14 protein-coding genes are annotated in these 16,251 nt (G+C 74.3%); 4 read left to right on the top strand and 10 right to left on the bottom strand.

The window, feature by feature from the left end; all coding sequences use genetic code 11:
• Positions 1 to 18: 18 nt before the first annotated feature.
• The 4 genes from NUM_RS13405 to NUM_RS13420 form a co-directional block, all read right to left on the bottom strand.
• Positions 19 to 918, bottom strand: coding sequence for a diacylglycerol/lipid kinase family protein (locus tag NUM_RS13405; RefSeq protein WP_207125157.1), 900 nt, complete (start codon positions 916 to 918; stop codon positions 19 to 21).
• Positions 919 to 1,067: 149 nt separating this feature from the next.
• A complete protein-coding gene (locus tag NUM_RS13410) occupies positions 1,068 to 2,105 on the bottom strand; it encodes an ABC transporter permease (protein ID WP_207125158.1) in 1,038 nt (345 codons plus the stop codon).
• A complete protein-coding gene (locus NUM_RS13415; protein WP_207125159.1) occupies positions 2,102 to 3,016 on the bottom strand; it encodes an ABC transporter ATP-binding protein in 915 nt (304 codons plus the stop codon). The genes NUM_RS13410 and NUM_RS13415 overlap by 4 nt, the downstream gene beginning before the upstream one ends.
• Complete coding sequence (locus NUM_RS13420) at positions 3,013 to 3,501, bottom strand: GntR family transcriptional regulator (RefSeq protein WP_207125160.1); 489 nt, start codon at positions 3,499 to 3,501, stop codon at positions 3,013 to 3,015. Before NUM_RS13420 ends, NUM_RS13415 begins: the two co-directional genes overlap by 4 nt.
• A gap of 265 nt (positions 3,502 to 3,766) precedes the next feature.
• Between NUM_RS13420 and NUM_RS13425 the strand changes: the two genes are divergently transcribed.
• Positions 3,767 to 5,152 (top strand): glycosyltransferase family 39 protein, encoded by a 1,386-nt coding sequence (locus NUM_RS13425; protein ID WP_207125161.1) that lies wholly within the window; start codon positions 3,767 to 3,769, stop codon positions 5,150 to 5,152.
• Between the two features lie 167 nt (positions 5,153 to 5,319).
• Here NUM_RS13425 and NUM_RS13430 read toward each other — a convergent pair whose 3' ends face one another.
• Positions 5,320 to 6,021: a dienelactone hydrolase family protein gene (locus NUM_RS13430; protein ID WP_207125162.1), complete on the bottom strand. Its 702-nt coding sequence runs from the start codon at positions 6,019 to 6,021 to the stop codon at positions 5,320 to 5,322.
• 737 nt (positions 6,022 to 6,758) lie between these two features.
• Here NUM_RS13430 and NUM_RS13435 point away from each other — a divergent pair.
• Complete coding sequence (locus NUM_RS13435; protein WP_207125163.1) at positions 6,759 to 7,499, top strand: NAD-dependent epimerase/dehydratase family protein; 741 nt, start codon at positions 6,759 to 6,761, stop codon at positions 7,497 to 7,499.
• 107 nt (positions 7,500 to 7,606) lie between these two features.
• On the opposite strand, the gene NUM_RS13440 is transcribed toward NUM_RS13435, so the two are convergent.
• Together NUM_RS13440 and NUM_RS13445 are read right to left on the bottom strand one after the other, a co-directional pair.
• Positions 7,607 to 8,002, bottom strand: a complete 396-nt coding sequence (locus NUM_RS13440; RefSeq protein ID WP_207125164.1) for a hypothetical protein — start codon at positions 8,000 to 8,002, stop codon at positions 7,607 to 7,609.
• A 223-nt stretch (positions 8,003 to 8,225) separates the two neighbouring features.
• A complete protein-coding gene (locus tag NUM_RS13445; RefSeq protein WP_207125165.1) occupies positions 8,226 to 9,020 on the bottom strand; it encodes a 4'-phosphopantetheinyl transferase family protein in 795 nt (264 codons plus the stop codon).
• Positions 9,021 to 9,079: 59 nt separating this feature from the next.
• Here NUM_RS13445 and ligA point away from each other — a divergent pair, with 59 nt between their 5' ends.
• A complete protein-coding gene (gene ligA / locus NUM_RS13450) occupies positions 9,080 to 12,172 on the top strand; it encodes an NAD-dependent DNA ligase LigA (RefSeq protein WP_207125166.1) in 3,093 nt (1,030 codons plus the stop codon).
• A gap of 81 nt (positions 12,173 to 12,253) precedes the next feature.
• On the opposite strand, the gene NUM_RS13455 is transcribed toward ligA, so the two are convergent.
• On the bottom strand, positions 12,254 to 13,201 hold the full coding sequence (locus NUM_RS13455) for an ArsR/SmtB family transcription factor (protein ID WP_207125167.1): 948 nt from the start codon (positions 13,199 to 13,201) through the stop codon (positions 12,254 to 12,256).
• 91 nt (positions 13,202 to 13,292) lie between these two features.
• Here NUM_RS13455 and NUM_RS13460 point away from each other — a divergent pair, with 91 nt between their 5' ends.
• Positions 13,293 to 14,519: an MFS transporter gene (locus tag NUM_RS13460; RefSeq protein ID WP_207125168.1), complete on the top strand. Its 1,227-nt coding sequence runs from the start codon at positions 13,293 to 13,295 to the stop codon at positions 14,517 to 14,519.
• 126 nt (positions 14,520 to 14,645) lie between these two features.
• On the opposite strand, the gene NUM_RS13465 is transcribed toward NUM_RS13460, so the two are convergent.
• Positions 14,646 to 15,260 (bottom strand): nucleoside/nucleotide kinase family protein, encoded by a 615-nt coding sequence (locus NUM_RS13465; protein WP_207125243.1) that lies wholly within the window; start codon positions 15,258 to 15,260, stop codon positions 14,646 to 14,648.
• A gap of 93 nt (positions 15,261 to 15,353) precedes the next feature.
• Positions 15,354 to 16,178 carry an MOSC domain-containing protein gene (locus NUM_RS13470; protein WP_207125169.1) on the bottom strand — a complete coding sequence of 275 codons (825 nt, stop codon included), beginning with the start codon at positions 16,176 to 16,178 and terminating at the stop codon, positions 15,354 to 15,356.
• Positions 16,179 to 16,251 lie beyond the last annotated feature (73 nt).

The raw sequence follows: 16,251 nt of genomic DNA on the forward strand, positions 1-16,251 counted from the left end.
TCCGCCGGATCCTCCCGGTCACGGCAGGCTTTCCGGTACGCATACGGTCAGCGACCGGGGCCGCAGCGTGGCGTGCAGCCGCGCCGAGGTCGCGATCAGATCGCCGTCGAGCTCCCGTGCCTGGGGGCCGACGCTGCGGACGGTGACCTGCCGGCAGCGATGTACCTCCATCCGTGGCGGCCGGGACTTCCGCAGCAGCAGCGCGGTACCGAGCCTGGCCCAGTCGGTCAGCGACCGGGGCGTGACGATCGCGACGTCGACGGTGCCGTTGTCGGGTTGCGCGTCGGGCAACAGGTCCAGCCCGCCCTGCAGCCGCCCGACGTTCGCCACCAGGACCGACCGTGCCCGGCGGCGCAGTGGTGGCCGGTCGTCCAGCGCGACGGTCACCCGCATGGGACGGTCGTGCAGCCGGCGTGCCCCGCCCAGCAGGTAGGCGAACCATCCCAGCCGCGCCTTCAACGGCTCCGGGGTGGCGTCGAGCATGTGCGCGTCGAAGCCCATGCCCGCCATCACTGTGAACACCTCGCCGTCCACGACGCCGACGTCGATGCGCCGTCGGCCACCGTCGATCGCCAGCCGTGCCGCGGCCGCGGTGTCGGTGGGGATTCCGAGGTTCGCGGCGAGCAGGTTGCCGGTGCCACCGGGCAGGACGGCCATCGGTACGTCGGTGCCGGCCAGTGCGCCGGCGCAGGAGCGCACCGTGCCGTCGCCGCCGCAGACGAACACCAGCTGGGCGCCGGCCCGTACCGCCTGCCGGACGAGGCCGCCGCCGGGCTCCTCGGTGGTGGTCTCGTACCAGTCCGGCTGGGCCCAACCGGCCGCGTCCAGCACCTGCGTCACGTCGGCGCGAACCCGCCGGGTATCGGCCTTGACCGGGTTCGTCACCACCGCGCAACGCGGCGGATCCTCGGCATCCATGCGACACAGTCTGCCGGTTCCGGATCGCGCCCGCCGGTCGAGCGCCGAGCCGAGGCGACCGGCTCCCGGGCACCCTGCGTCCGGGTCGTCGACCACGGCCGCCGGAGGGGCCCGCGGAGCGGCTCTCGCCGGGGCCGCTGGTTCGCCGGCTAGACCGAGAGCCTGGTGAGCCGCCGCAGGGTGAGCAGACCGAGCGTGACGGCGAGCAGCGTCAGGCCGGCACCCTCGATGGTCTGGAACATCCAGAGGCGGCTCGCGGGTTGGTAGGTCTGCCAGATGCTGGCGTGGTGCGCGGTGAGCCAGCCTTCGATCTGGTGCGGCGTCATGTTCACCAACCGGGGGAAGGTCGGGTCGGTGTCCTCGTCGAGGCGCCTGCCGTGCCCATCGACGATCCACGAATGCAGGACCAGGTTGCCGTGCTGCGGGCCGCTCTCGGGCACCGACATCGCCGAGGTGACCGGGAACAGCGCCAGCAGCCGTGGCCGTACCAGCCAGGGAACGAGGATCGCGGGTGTCGCGTAGGCGATCGCGGTGACGGCCATCGCCGGCACGGTGCGGCGCAGCGCGACTCCGCAGAGGAGACCGAGGGCGAACCCGAACAGGCTCCAGCCGGCGAGGCTGCCGGCACCCAGGTCGAACGTCTGCGCCGCCCACCGTCCGCCGCGCGCGTCGGTGAAGTCGAACAGGTGGTACCACCAGGAGAACAGCGCTCCGAGCGCAACGGTGCCGGCGCCGACGACCGCCGCGAGGAAGACCATCTTGCCGGCGACCAACCGGTGCCGCCCGACGCCCTGCGTCCACGCGAACCGGATGGTGCCGGTTTCGAACTCGCGCGCAAGCAACGGCGCGCCCACGAACATGCCGATCAGCGGCGGAACGAGATGCAGCCCATCGACCACGAAGCCGGCCAGGGAGGCGGGTGGCCGGCTTGCGAACAGCGACAACTGGATGCCGCAGCGACCGCCGTGGATCGCGGAGCCGATGAGGGCTCGGCAGTGGTCCAGCCCCATGGCATGCCAGGTGACGCGCATGCCCAGCCCGGTGAGTACCAGTGCGCCCGCGGCGGCGGCCAGCGCGATGACCAGCGTGAGCAGGACCGCCCGGTGTTGTCGCCAGACCACCCAGCTCAGCCGACGCCACGGTACCGATGCGGTGGCCGCCGGTGCTCCGGCCCGCACGGCGCTCATGCCGGTACCTCCCGACTCCCGGTGGTACCCGACGGCCCGGGAAGTGCCGTGGCGTCCGGCTGCCGCAGGTAGGCCAGCACCAGCTCCTCCACCCCGACCGGCTCGGCGCGGAATCCCGCCGCGGCCGCCGGCCGCGGATCGTCGCCGCAGCGGGCCAGCAGCCGGGTCTGCTGATCGGCGCGCTGGGCGGAGACGATCGACAGTCCGGCGGGCAGCAGGTCGACGTGATCGGTGCGGCCGACGAGCATCCGGTGCCCGGCCACCAGGGAGTCGATCTCCCCGGCCACCTGCACGTGCCCCTCGGAGAGCACGACCAGGTAGTCGGCCACCCGGTCCAGCTCGGCGAGCAGGTGCGAGGAGAACACGACCGAGAGACCGTCGGTGGCCACCGCCTCCAGCACCGCGGCCAGGAACTCGTGGCGGGCCAACGGATCGAGCCGGGCCAGCGGCTCGTCGAGAATCAACAGCTCGGGTCGGCGGCCGAGCGCCACGGTGAGCGCGAGCTGTGCCTGCGTGCCGCTGGACAGGGCGCCGAGCTTCGCCGAGAAAGGTACCGCCAGCTCCGCGACGCGCTGCCGCGCCCACTGGTGGTCCCAGCGATCGTTGAGGTGGCCCGCCAGCCGCAGCGTGTCGGCGACCGACAACTGCCGGTACAACGGCGCGTCCTGCGCGACGAACGCCACCCGGGACAGGGCGGGGATCGACCCCGGCGCGACTCCACCCAGCACCGACAACCGGCCGGCGCTCGGCACCCGCAGTCCCACCGCCAGCTCCAGCAACGTGGTCTTGCCGGATCCGCTGGGGCCCACCAGAGCCACGACGTGACCGGCCGGGATCGCCAGCGTGCAGTCGCGCAGGGCCCAGACCCGTCGGTACCGCCGGCCGAGGCCGGAGGCCTCGATGATGTTCATGCCACCACACCGCCGCGTCCGCGCCGCCGCGACGGAGGTGCGCTCGGTCGGGCGTAGAACTCCCGCGTCGCGGCGGCGAACAGCGCGTTCGTGGTCTGCTCGTCCAGGCCGGCGGCCTGCGCCGAACGCAGCCACGCGACCAGTTGCTGCCGGAGCCGGTCGAGCTCGGGCAGGCCGACCGTGCCGGGCGTGCCGTCCACGAACGTACCCAGCCCCGGGTGCCCGGACGCGATCCCCAGATGCTCCAGCTCCTTGTACGCCTTGAGCACCGTGTTCGGGTTGATCGCCAGCTCGGCGACCACGTCCTTGACCCGCGGAAGCTGATCGCCCTGCCGCAGGTAGCCCAGCCGCAGCGCCTGCTGCACCTGCTGCACGACCTGCAGGTACGGCGGGACGCCACTGGCCGGGTCGAGGCGGAACCGGATCGCCGCCCGGCCCGCCTCGGCGCCGTGCTCCGGATCACCGCCATCTTTACCTATTCCCATGGTTATATGGTACTGCGCGGTCGGGCCTCGTCTCCAGCCGCCCGAGAAGATGGGGGCGACCTTGCCCATCCCGTTCACACACCACCTCGACCGCGATCGTCGATCACCCTCGTTCGTCGTCCCGCTTCCCCGCAGTCCGTGGCGACGAGCGCCCGCCGGGACACCAGGCATCGGCGAGATCGCGGCCGGATGCCCGCAGCAGCAAGCCAACCCGGGAGCCGACCAGCCGGACCGCGCAGCCGAGCCGGTCCGGTGGCTCGTCGCGGTGCCGGCATCGGCCCTGTCGCTGACGGTGAGCTGCCTGTCCATCGGACGGCCCGCGCTGTCGACCGACGAGCTCGCGACCTGGAGCGCCGCGTCGCGCACCCTGCCCCAACTGGCGCACCTGCTGACCCACGTGGATGCGGTCCTCGGCCTCTACTACCTCGCCCTGCACGCCTGGTGCCAGCTGTTCGGCTACGGCGAGACAGCCCTGCGCGCGCCCAGCGCGCTCGCGGTCGCCGCCGCGGCTGGTATGACGACGGTGCTCGGTGCGAAACTGGCCGGCACCCGCACCGGCGTACTGGCCGGGCTGCTGCTGGCCGTGCTGCCTGCGACCACGCAGGTCGCGCAGACCGCCCGCGTCTACGGGTTCGTCCTGGTGCTGGGCTGCGTCTCGCTGTACCTGCTGCTGCGCGTCACCGGGCCCGGCCCCGCTCGACGACCGACGCGGGTGGCGTACGCCCTGACGGTGGTGCTGCTCGGCGGTCTGCACCTGATCGCCTGCGCCACGATCCTGCCGGTGCACCTCTACCTGCTCGTCCGGCACGCCCGCCGGTCGCGCGCCAGCATCGGTCGAACGACGGCGCCGCTGGTCGTCGCGGTCCTGGCGCTGATTCCCCTGGCCTACACCGGTTACCTCCAGCGCAACCAGCTCGACTGGGTCGACACCATCGGCTTCACCGGCTTCGTCGACACCGCCAGCCGGGAACTCGTCGGCTCGCCGGGCCTGGTACTGCTGCTGGGAGTGCTGGCCGGCTGTGGCGTCGCCGCCGCGGGCCGGTCCCGCCGAGTGCTCGTGGGGTGGGCGCTGGCACCGGTCGCCCTGCTGTTGGCCACGTCGATCTGGGTCCCCCGCTACGCGGTGCTCGCGGTACCCGCCTGGGCGATCCTGGCCGGCTGCGGCGCGGCGCTGCTGCGCGCACCGATCGCTCTGACCGTACTGTTGGCGTCGGTGACCGTGGCGGGCATGCCGCGGGGCGAGGCGATCCGGCGCCCCGACGGCCACGGGTTCGACACCCGGGCTGCCGCAGCGCTGATCGCCGGCCACTGGCGGCCCGGCGACGGGCTGATCTACCGGGCCGACAGCTGGACCACGCCGCTGATGATGCGCTACTACCAGCCGGGCCGCGCGTTCGCTACACCGCTGGCAAGGCCGGACGCCGCGCGGATCGGGTGGTACACCGGTACGCCGCGGCCGGCCACCTACCGGAATCTCGGCGGCGCCGCCCGGCTGTGGTACGTGCGGCGAGGAGACCATGCCGCGCATCCGCTCGACGCCACCGGCGACTCCATCGCACCCGCCGCCGAACTCACCCGCCACTACCGGGTCGCACGCACCTGGCTGCTGCCGCACACGCTGACCGTCCTGCTCCTGACGCCGAAGCGATGAAGTTCATCAGCCCCGGCTCTCGCCTGCTGCGAAGGCTCCTCGGGTGAGGCGCGGAGCCGACCGGGCTCCGCCTCCTGACACCGCGGCCGGTCATGGCCGGCGGTGACCCCGACCCGGTGCGTACGCGGCGAGGCCGGCCGCCAGGGTCCCGGACGGCGTACCTGCGCTCAGGGATCGGTGTCGTCCTGGCGGGAGAGGCCGCCGTCGGTCGCCCCGTGCCCGCCGACCAGGTGGCGGTCGAACCACTCGGCCGCGGCGCTCGCGACCTCGTCCAGCGCGCCCGGCTCCTCGAACAGATGGCTCGCCCGGGGGACGATCCACAGCGACGAGACGCCACCCAGCCGGCTCGACGCGTCCTCGTTGAGCTCCAGTACCTGCCGGTCGAGCTCACCGACGATCAGCAGGGTCGGTGCGCGGACCGCTCCGAGCCGACCGCCAGCCAGGTCCGGGCGACCACCGCGGGACACGACCGCGCGTACCTGTCGCGGCCGGGCGGCCGCAGCCTGCAGCGCCGCCGCGGCCCCGGTACTGGCACCGAACAGTCCGAGCGGGAGCCGGCCCGTCGCGGGCCGATCGGTCAGCCAGTCGATGATCGCCGCCAGCCGTTCGCCGAGCAGGTCGACATCGAAGCGCAATCGCCCGTCGACCGCGTCGGCGCGTTCCTCCTCGGCGGTGAGCAGGTCGGTCAGGACCGTCGCGAGCCCGACCTGGGCGAGCCGGCTCGCCACCGTGCGGTTGCGCGGGCTCCGCCGGGAACTGCCGCTGCCGTGCGCGAACAACACCACCCCACCCGCATGCGGCGGGACGGCCAGGTTTGCCGTCAGCATCGCTCCGGCGACGGGCACCGCCACCTCGTCGTCGTGGCCCATCTCGTTCCCCCCGGTCCACCAGCCACCCGGGTACCCCGTGCACCACCGGTCATGCCCACCGGACGGCGCCACGGCGCCGGCGCACCGCACGCCGCGCGGCGGCCGCGCCCGCACGATTTCCGTTGAGCTGGGGGGTTTGCGGGCCGGATCGTCGGGAATCGGGACAACATCATGCCGTGTCCGCCGATCGGTCCGGTCCGCTCCCCGCGGGCCGGCCTCGCCGTCGGTGCCCTGGCCGTGGCGACCTCCTCGGTGTTCATCGACCTGTCCGGTACCAGTCCCGGCACCTCGACGTTCTACCGATGTCTGCTGGCGGTACCGCTGCTGACGGTCCCGGCCTGGGCGGAGCGCAGATCGCGCGGGAACGTGGATCGACGCGGCGTGCTGACAGCACTCGCCGCGGGTGTTCTGTTCGCCGGCGACGCGCTGCTGTGGACCGCGGCCATCGGCGAGCGTCGGTCAGCTCGCCGGTGCCGTGCTGGTCCTTGCCGGTGCCTACCAGGTGGCGCGCGGGCGTGCGCCCGACCGGGCCACCCGGTCGACATGACCTGCTCGCCCGTACCACCCGGCGGTGTCGGCCGGCCGCTCGGGCACGGGTGCCGGGTACCCGTTGCGCGGACGGATCACGCGCCCGGAGCCGGTCTGGCGGTGCGGCGCGTCGCCGGCGTGCGCACGGCACAGGATCCGCGGCTCTGGTACGAACGGACGGGTCGTTCGCCAACGGGGAGGGAGCCGCCATGACGGTCCTCGTCACCGGCGCCGCCGGCAACGTCGCGGGCATGTTGCTGCCGTACCTGGCCGACCTGCCGCTGCGGCTGACCGACCGGGTGGCGCCGCCGGAGATGCCCGGCGCCGAGACGGTACGCGGCGAGCTGACCGCGCCGGGCTTCGCCGCCGCCGTGCTCGACGGGGTCTCCGCGGTGGTGCATCTGGCCGCCGTGCCGCATCCGGGTACGTGCTGGGACGGGTTGGTGGAGCCGAACCTCGCCGGGATCGGCGCCCTGCTGACCGCCGCGGCCGAGCACCGTACGCCGAAGCTGGTGCTGGCGAGCAGCGTGCACGCGATGGGTGGACACCTGTCCGCCGGCCGCGTTCCGATCCGCGAGACGTGGTCGCCGGCGCCGTGCTGCCCGTACGGTGCGACGAAGGCGTTCGCCGAGGCGGCGGGCCGGGCCCATGCGCACCGTACCGGGGCGTCGGTGGTGAGCCTGCGCCTCGGTGCGGTGCAGCCGGAACCGTTCACCGCCGGGCTGCGCCCGGCCTGGCTCGGGCCCGACGACCTCGGCCAGCTGGTCCGCCGCGCGCTGACCACCGAGGCCGGATCCGGTGTGTACCACGGCGTCTCGGCCGGATCGGCCAGCTGGTCGACCGACCGGGCGACGGCCGAGCTGGGCTACCGGCCGACTCTCGACGCTGCCCGGTACCCGGTGGACGACGACGATGCGACGTCGCTCTGCCCACCGGCGACCCGCCGATGAACGCCGATGCGGCCGAGCACGGCGCCGACCTCACGCCATGCCGTGCGCCCGGGCCGCCGGTTCGTGCCTGATGCGCCGGGCCGGCGGTGCTCGATCGACGGGGCCGGTCAGGCGGTGGCGACGCCGACGGCGGCCATGATCAGCGCGGCGGCCAGCAGTACGGCGCCGCCGACGGTGAGGGTATTGCCGGCAGACCAGTGCCCGCGCCGGCCGATCGCCAGGTGCACGAAGAAGCCGCCGGACTGGGCGAGCACCCCGACGAGCAGCAGCAGGCACAGGATCCACCGGGCGGTGTCGCCGAGGCCGCCGCGGGCGGACAGGTCGAGTACCACCAGGGTGAGGACGAGCAGGACACCGGCGTGCGCGTGCCCGGCCCGGAACGACGTGGTCTGGTGGTCGTTCAGCTTCCCGGTCGGCAGCAGCCGCAGCAGGGAGTAGCCGCCGAACATCACGGTCGGGACGGCGACCAGCGCGACGACGGTGAACAGGGTGATCGGGTCCATGGTTCCCTCCGGCAATCTAGTCATCGACTAGATTGCCGGAGCGAGGTGAACTTGTCAATGGCTAGATTGTCGCTCCCGTTCGTCGCCGTGCGCCCCGACCGACCGAGCCCCTCCGCTACGACGTCCGGGCGTGCGGTCCCGGCCGCTTCGGATGCGACGTCCGCCCGTGCGGCGTCGGCGGCCTGCGGTTCGACGTCCGGGTGTGTGGTGTCGGCCGCGTCCGCTACGACGCATCCGGGCGAGTGGCCTCGGCCGGCTCCACCGCGACGTGCGGATGGGGGGACGCGGCCGTCGGCTCACGCCGAACCGGCGCCGTCCCGGCCCCGGCCGTCAGGTCGGTGATCTCGCGCCGCGTCACGCGCGGCGCCGCGGTGGTCGCGAGCGCCGCGGTGTACCCGTCGGGTACCGGCAGGGTGGTCAGGGTCAGCGGCTCGGTCGGCCAGCCCGGCGGCGGTACGGCGAGCCGCGCGGTCGGACCGTCCACCTGGACCGACGCCAGCGGTACGGTCAGGCCGTGCCCGGCGAGCTTGACCGCGGCCTCCTTGCGCGTCCACAGCCGCAGGAACTGCGCCGATCGCTCCGTGGCGGGCAGCGCGTCGAGGTCGGCCTGCTCGGCGGCGGCCAGGGTACGGGCGCCGAGCAGGCCCGGGTCCAGCCGGCGGTCCAGCCATTCGATGTCCGCCCCGACCCGGCACGCCGAGGACCAGGCGAGCAGCACCAGCCGGCCGGCGTGCGACACCGAGTAGTCCAACCCCGGCGCGCCCCGCAGGTACGGCTTGCCGTGGTCGCCGCCGTCGGAGCACAGCCGGCAGCTCCGGCCGATCTCCACCCGCTCGGCCGGCACCCCGAGGTACGCCGAGCCGAGCAGTCGCTGCAGCGCCCGGGACAGCACGAACAGCCGCCGTGCCTCGACCGACACGTACCGCGCGGAGCGTTCGGTCTCGGCGGTCGACAGCAGCGGCTCCGCCTGCCCGGCCAGGACCACCGCGTCCGCCACCCACACCTCGACATCGGCCATGCGACACAAGGTAGGGAATGGGTTTGTCCGCCGCCGCACCGGCCGGCATCATGCACGCCATGACGGATCGCGAAGTTCCCACGATCGAGTGGGCACCGGTCACCCCCGAGCGGTACCAGGAGTGGCTCGCGCCGGTGCGGGTCCGCCTGATCGAGCGCGTCCGCACCGGCACCGCGGCGGCCGAGGCGACGGTGGACCGCGCGCTCGGCACGATGTTGCCGGACGGCGCCGGTACCCCGGGCCAGCACCTGCTGTCCGCCCGGGCCGGCGGCGAGCCGGTCGGCCAGGCGTGGCTCGCCCTGTCCGGGCGCACCGCGCTCGTGCACGACCTGGCGGGCGAGCAGCTGCTGCCGGCGCTGGAGCAGTACGCCGCCGGGCTCGGCGCCGACACCATCAAGATCACCGTGCTGGGCCGGGACCGGCAGCTGGCCGCGCGGCTCGCCGAGCAGGGGTACCAGGTGGTCAACACCCAGATGCGCCTCGCGCTGGCCGACGCCACCGACGCCGGCCCGCGGCGCGAGCTGCGCCCGATGACCGCCCACCAGTGGACCGCGTTCCGGGCCAGCCAGGAGCGCGACTACGCGGCGGAGATGCTGCGCGCCGGCCAGTGCGGTACCGAGGCCGAGGCCACCGAACGCGCGGAGCGGGAGCTGACCGAGCTGCTCCCCGCCGGCCGCGACACCCCCGACCAGCAGTTCCTGATGGGCTACCACGCCGGCGAACCGGTCGGTTTCCTCTGGTACAGCACCGAACCCGACTCGGCCTTCGTTCTCGACCTGCTGGTGTACGAGCAGCACCGCCGGCGCGGCCACGCCGCCGGGATGCTGCGCGCCATGCACGACCGGTGCCGCGACGCCGGCCTGACCGCGGTCGGACTGTCGGTGTTCGGCTTCAACGACGGCGCCCGCGCCCTCTACGACGCCCTCGGCTACCACCCCACCGAACAGGTCCTCGGCAAGCGGCTCGGCCCGGCAAGCCCGGCCCGGCAAGCCCGGCCTAGGCCGGCGTCGGGTGGGCGGAATTCTGTCGGTGGGGGCGGGCAGGATGGCGGCATGACGGTGCCTGTTGCGCAGATCGTGGATGTCGCCGCCTACACGCGGGCGGTCGAGGAGGCGGTGGCGGCGGCCGCCGCCTACTACGCGGGCGGTGGCTCGCCGCTGGACGACGACGCGTACGACGCGCTGGTGCGGGGCATCGCGGCGTGGGAGGCCGCGCACCCCGACGAGGTGTCGCCCGACTCCCCGTCCGGGAAGGTCGCCGGCGGTGCCGCGGAGGGCGACGTGCCGCACACGGTGCCGATGCTGAGTCTGGACAACGTGTTCTCGCCGGAGCAGTTCGAGGCGTGGGCGGCGTCGCTGTCGCGGCGGCTCGGCCACGACGCGGAGCGGTTCAGCGTCGAGCCGAAGCTGGACGGGTTGGCGATCGCCGCCCGGTACGTCGGCGGGCGGCTGGCCCGGCTGATCACCCGCGGCGACGGGACGGCCGGGGAGGACGTCTCGCACGCGATCGGCACCGTCGACGGCCTGCCGGCCGAGCTGGCCGTGCCGGTGACGGTGGAGGTGCGCGGCGAGGTGTTGATGACGACCGTGCAGTTCGAGCAGGCCAACGAGGCGCGGGTGACGCACGGCGGCGAGCCGTTCGCCAATCCGCGCAGCGCGGCGGCGGGCAGCCTGCGCGCCAGGGACCGCGCCTACCCGGCGACGATGACGTTCTTCTGCTACGGCCTGCTGCCGCTGCCGGACACCGAAGCCGCCCTGGCCGCCCGGCTGGCCGATCTCGCCCACGGCGAGCTGATGGAGCTGGCCGCCGAGTTCGGCGTGAACACGACGGCGACCACCCGGGTTCCCGGCGGCACGGCCGCGAGCGTGGCCGACGTGCTGGCGCGGATCACCGAGATCGCGGCACTGCGGGCCGAGCTGCCGTTCGGCATCGACGGGATCGTGATCAAGGCCGACCTCGCCGCCGACCAGCAGGCCGCCGGGTCGGGTTCGCGGGCCCCGCGGTGGGCGATCGCGTACAAGCTGCCCGCGGTGGAGAAGATCACCCGGCTGCTCGACGTGGAGTGGAACGTCGGCCGCACCGGCATCATCGCCCCGCGCGGCGTGCTGGAGCCCGTCGAGATCGACGGTGCCATCATCACCTACGCGACGCTGCACAACCCGGCCGACATCACCCGCCGCGACCTGCGGCTGGGCGATCAGGTCATGGTGCACCGCGCAGGCGATGTCATCCCGCGCATCGAGGCACCGGTCGCGCACCTGCGCACCGGAGCCGAGCAGCCGATCGTGTTCCCCGAGGTGTGCCCGCGCTGTGGCTCGGCCATCGACACCAGCCAGGAGCGCTGGCGCTGCGAGCGGGGCCGCGACTGTCACCTGGTGGCGTCGCTGTCGTACGCGGCGGGTCGTGACCAGCTCGACATCGAGGGGCTGGGCGGCACCCGCGTCGTGCAACTGGTCGAGGCCGGGCTGGTGGCCGACCTCGCCGACCTGTTCACCCTCACCCGGGATCAGCTGCTCGCCCTGGACCGGATGGGGGAGACCAGCGCCGACAACCTGCTCGCCGGTCTGGCCGCGGCCAAGGCGCAACCGCTGTCGCGGGTGCTGTGCGCGCTCGGCGTCCGCGGCACCGGCCGGTCGATGTCCCGGCGCATCGCCCGGCACTTCGCCACCATGGACGCCGTCCGCGCCGCCGATGCCGAGGCGTTGCAACAGGTCGACGGCATCGGTGCCGAGAAGGCGCCCTCGATCGTGGCCGAGCTCGCCGAGCTGTCTCCGCTGATCGACAAGCTCGTCGCCGCCGGGGTGAACATGATCGAGCCCGGCGCGGTTCCGCCGGCCGTCGTCGAGGAGCCGCACGACGGCGACGACCCGACCGCCGCGGGCGACGTCGGCCCGCTGGCCGGGATGACCGTGGTGGTCACCGGCGCCATGAGCGGGCCGCTGGCGAAGCTGAGCCGCAACGAGATGAACGAACTCGTCGAACGCGCCGGCGGCCGTTCCGCCAGCAGCGTGTCGAAGAAGACCAGCCTGGTCGTCGCGGGGGACAACGCCGGTTCGAAACGCGCCAAGGCCGAAGACCTCGGCATCCGCCTCGCCACCCCCGACGAGTTCGCCGCCCTCGTCGCCGACCTGCTCGAACCGAGCGGCCCCTGAGGTTCCGCGGCGCTTCCGGCAACGCCGCCGAGCGCAACCGCCGCAGCACGCCGGGGCGACCGAGCCGGCGACGAGGACGTCTCAGCCGGCGTCGGCGGCGACGAGGGCGTCGCCGAGCGGGGTACGCCAGTACAGCACGGTGCGGCCGGAGCGGCGGCGCAGCACCACTCCGGCCTGCAGCAGCACCCGCAGGTGGTTGCCGACCGCACCGATCGGCAGCTCCAGCGCGGCGGCCAGGCGGGTCGGGCTGGCCGGCTCGTCCAGCAGCCGCAGCAGCGCGGCCCGGTTGGCGCCGACCAGCCCCGGCAGCCCGCCGGTGCGCCGGGCGTCGGTGTCGGCCAGCCGGCCGGTCACCGGGTAGTAGATCGCGTACGCGCGCGGTTCGGCCCAGCCGACCCAGGTGCCGTTCGCGTGTACCGGGACGAAGTACAGCTCGGCGTCGCCGGGCAGTGCCCGGGTCGGCCGGTCGTAGCTGTTGATCCGCAGTTCGCCGTCGCCGATCCACTCGCGATGCCGGCCCAGATCCCGCAGTACGGCGGCCCAGCCCTGGCCGGCGAGCCGGGCGGTCCGGGCGACGATGTCGGCGCGCAGGACGCGTTCCCGCCGCGGCCATTCGATGTCCAGCGTGTGCGTCCAGACCCAGCCCAGCAGGCCGGTGGCGACGTCGGCCAACCGGGCGCCACGCAGCGCGGTCGGCAGTTGCCGCATCGCCGTTTCCTCCAGGTCGGCGCGCAGTGTCGCGGTGGGGACGGCGGCCAGCGCGGCCAGCTCGTCCTGGATGCTCGCACCGGGCGCGATCGGCGGTGCGCACAGGTAGCCGGCCAGCCAGCCCGGCCGGCTGCCGCGGCGGTCCCGGAAGCTGCACTCCAGCAGCGCCCGGCGGCGCGGCATGGCCGCCAGCATGTCCGCGAAGGCCTGCCGGTGCGCCGCGTGGAACGCGCGCTCGGTGGCATCGGTGGGGCGGGTGAGCGCCTTCAGCGCCGCGACGAGCTCGGCCCGCGGCGAGACGGTGAATCGCGCCCGCGCCAACAGATCCACCGGAACGCGCCAGGTGCCCAAGGTTTCGCCTCCACGCGAAACAGTACCGGGACGGGGCGGCGTGCGGGCATGCTGCTTGCTCGTGCGTACCTATCGGGAGCTGTTCGGGGTAGCGGAGTTTCGGACCGTGTTCGGGGTGCAGTGCCTGACCATGGCGGCCGCCGCGGTCGGCAGCCTGGCGCTGGGCACGATCACGTACGCGGCCACCGGCAACGCGGTGCTGTCCGGCCTGGCCATGTTCGGCGGGCCGCTGCTGCGGGTGATCGCCTCGTGGTTCCTGCTGTCCGCCTCGGATCTGCTCCGGCCGCGGCAGGCCCTGCTGCTGATCGCGGGGGCGACCGGGGTCGCCGACGGGTTGCAGGCGATCCCGGGGCTGCCGTCGGGCGCCCGGTTCGTGATCCTGGCACTGCCCTGGGTGGTGATGTCGGCGACCGGCGGGGCGATCCAGGCGCTGGTCGCGGACATCCTGCCGGACGGCAGCTACGTGTTCGGCCGGGCCACCCTGAACATCGCGATCGGCGGCATGCAGGTCGTCGGGTACGGCCTGGGCGGCCTGCTGCTCGTCGCCCTCGACACCAGCGAACTGTTCCTCGTCGCGGCCGGCGCGTCGGCGCTGGCGCTGCTGCTCGTCGCGGTCGGCATCGGGGACCATCCGCCCCGGTCGACGGCCGCCTCGGTGGTACGCCGGGCCCGGCAGGTGAACGTCTCGCTGCTGCGTTCCCCGCTGGTACGGCCGGTCTACCTGGCGGGCTGGATCCCGAACGGGCTGGTCGTCGGGTGCGAGTCGCTGTTCGTCCCGCTCGCCGGCGGCCGCGCCGGCTACCTGTTCGCGGCGACCGCTGCCGGCATGCTGCTCGGTGACGTGCTGGTCGGCCGGTTCGTTCCCGCGAGGATCCGGGACCGGCTCGTCGAGCCGCTGCGGTTCCTGCTGGCCGCGCCGTACCTGCTGTTCCTGCTCCGGCCGGCGCTGCCGGTGGGGCTGGTGCTCGGCTTCGTCGCCTCCGTCGGGTACGCGGCGAGCCTGCCGCTGCAGGACCGGCTGGTGCGCAACACCGAACAGCAGATCCGCGGCCAGGTACTCGGCCTCAACTCGACCGGCATGATGGCGATGCAGGCGATCGGCGCGCTGGTCGCCGGGCTGCTCGCGCAGTCGTTCGGCGGCGGCACGGCGGCCGCGGCGACCGCGGTGGGGCTCGTCGGCTGCGCGTCGCTCGCCACCACCGCGCTGCTGGTACCGGGACTGCGCCGGTCCCGGCTGCTCGCCGCCGCGGAACGGCCAGCGCCCGTCGCCGCCCCGAGCGACACCTGATCGCCGGCGGCCCGGGGTGCGGCCGGCACCCGGTCGGACCGCAGCGGGCCGTCGGGCGCCGGCCGGCCGGCTGGTGGCCGGAACCGCAACGCAGGTGTGGAACAGCAAGGTAGGGCCGGCGCGCGGTCAGAGCCGGACGACGGCGTCGGCGGCCCGCCGGGTGCGCGCCACCAGGTCGGCGTTGCGCTGGTCGCTGCCGTGCGCCCAGGCGTGCGCCAGCGCCGGCGGCCGGCCGTACCCGAGGTGCCGGTTCACCAGCCGGCGCAGCCGCAGTGCCTCGTCGACCGCCACATACCAGCAGGTGTCGAGCAGGCCGCGCACCGGCGACCAGGGCGGCTCGTCCAGCAGCAGGTAGTTGCCCTCGGTGACGACCAGCCGGGCGGTCGCCGGGTCGACGGCGAGCTCCGCCGCGTACGACTCCTCGATCTCGCGGTGGAACCGGGGTGCGTAGACGACCTCGCCGCCGGCCCGGATCCGGCGCAGCGTCGCCACGTACCCGGCGGCGTCGAACGTGTCCGGCGCGCCCTTGCGGTCGGCCCGGCCGAGCCGGTCGAGCGTGGCGTTCGCGAGGTGGAAGCCGTCCATCGGCAGCAGGCAGGCGCTCGCGCCGAGTGCGGCGACGACACGTTCGGCCAGCGTGCTCTTACCGGCGCCGGGCGGCCCGACGATGCCCAGGATCGGCAGGCCCGGCCGGTCCGCGAGCGCTCGCGCCGCGGCGACGGCGGCGTCGACCCCCACGATGTCGGTCGCGCCCGCCCCGGAGGTGTCCCCTCCGGCGACGGGTTCGTCTCCGGTCCGGCCCGGAGACGAGCGACGGCCCTCGGCGGCCACCGGTCAGCCGAGCGTGATCGGGTCGTCGAGCCGGATGGTGCCGGTCTGCAGCGGGATCAGCCGGACGCCGAACCACACCTTGCCGTCTTCCCGTCGGTGCCGGGACAGGGTACGGATCGGCTCCTTGCCGTGGATCCGGGTGTCCGGGTCGATGGTGGTGAGCACGCACCGGTCGCACCGCTCGGCGAACCGGAACGGTACCGAGCCGATCGTGACCCGGTCCCAGCCGTCCTCGGCGAACGGCTCCGCCGCGCCGTCGACCACCACGTTCGGCCGGAACCGCACCATCGACAACGGGTCACCGGCCGGCTCGCCGTGGTCCGCCCTGGTGGCCGTCACCCACTCGTTGAGCCGGTCCAGCGACGCGATCGTGGTCAGCAGCAGCGGCCCGGTGTCGGCCAGGCTGACGCGGTCGCCGTCCCGCCCGCCGTGCTTCGCGCCGACCGCCCGCCGGCGCGGATCGTCCTGCCAGCCCAGCCGTACCGGCTCGGCCAGCACCTCGGACAGCCAGTCGTCGGCGGTCTTGCCCGCGGCGAGGCACCGGTCCAGCCGGCTGATCGGGGTCGGCAGCGGCTCGGCGTCGCCGGCCGGGTGCGGCACCGTCAGCGGCTCGTACCCGGGGGCGGACAGGACGAGGCCGTCCGCCGTCGGTGTCGCGGTCACCGTGAGCATCCGGTCGTTGGTCCGGGCGGTGAGCGTGTCGCCGGCCGCGTCGACCACCAGCCAGCGCCGGTCGTCGCGCAGCCCCCACGGCTCGACCGACGCCTCGGCCAGCTCGCTGCCCCGGGTCGACTTGACCGGGTAGATCCGGATCCTGCTCAGCCGCATGCCGCCCAACCTATCCGCCACCCCGCCGTACCGCTGTGCGCTACCACACTGCCGCGCCGCACCGGCGGGGGCC

Origin of the sequence: Actinocatenispora comari (assembly GCF_017312725.1) — a bacterium.
GTDB classification, from domain to species: Bacteria; Actinomycetota; Actinomycetes; order Mycobacteriales; family Micromonosporaceae; genus Actinocatenispora; species Actinocatenispora comari.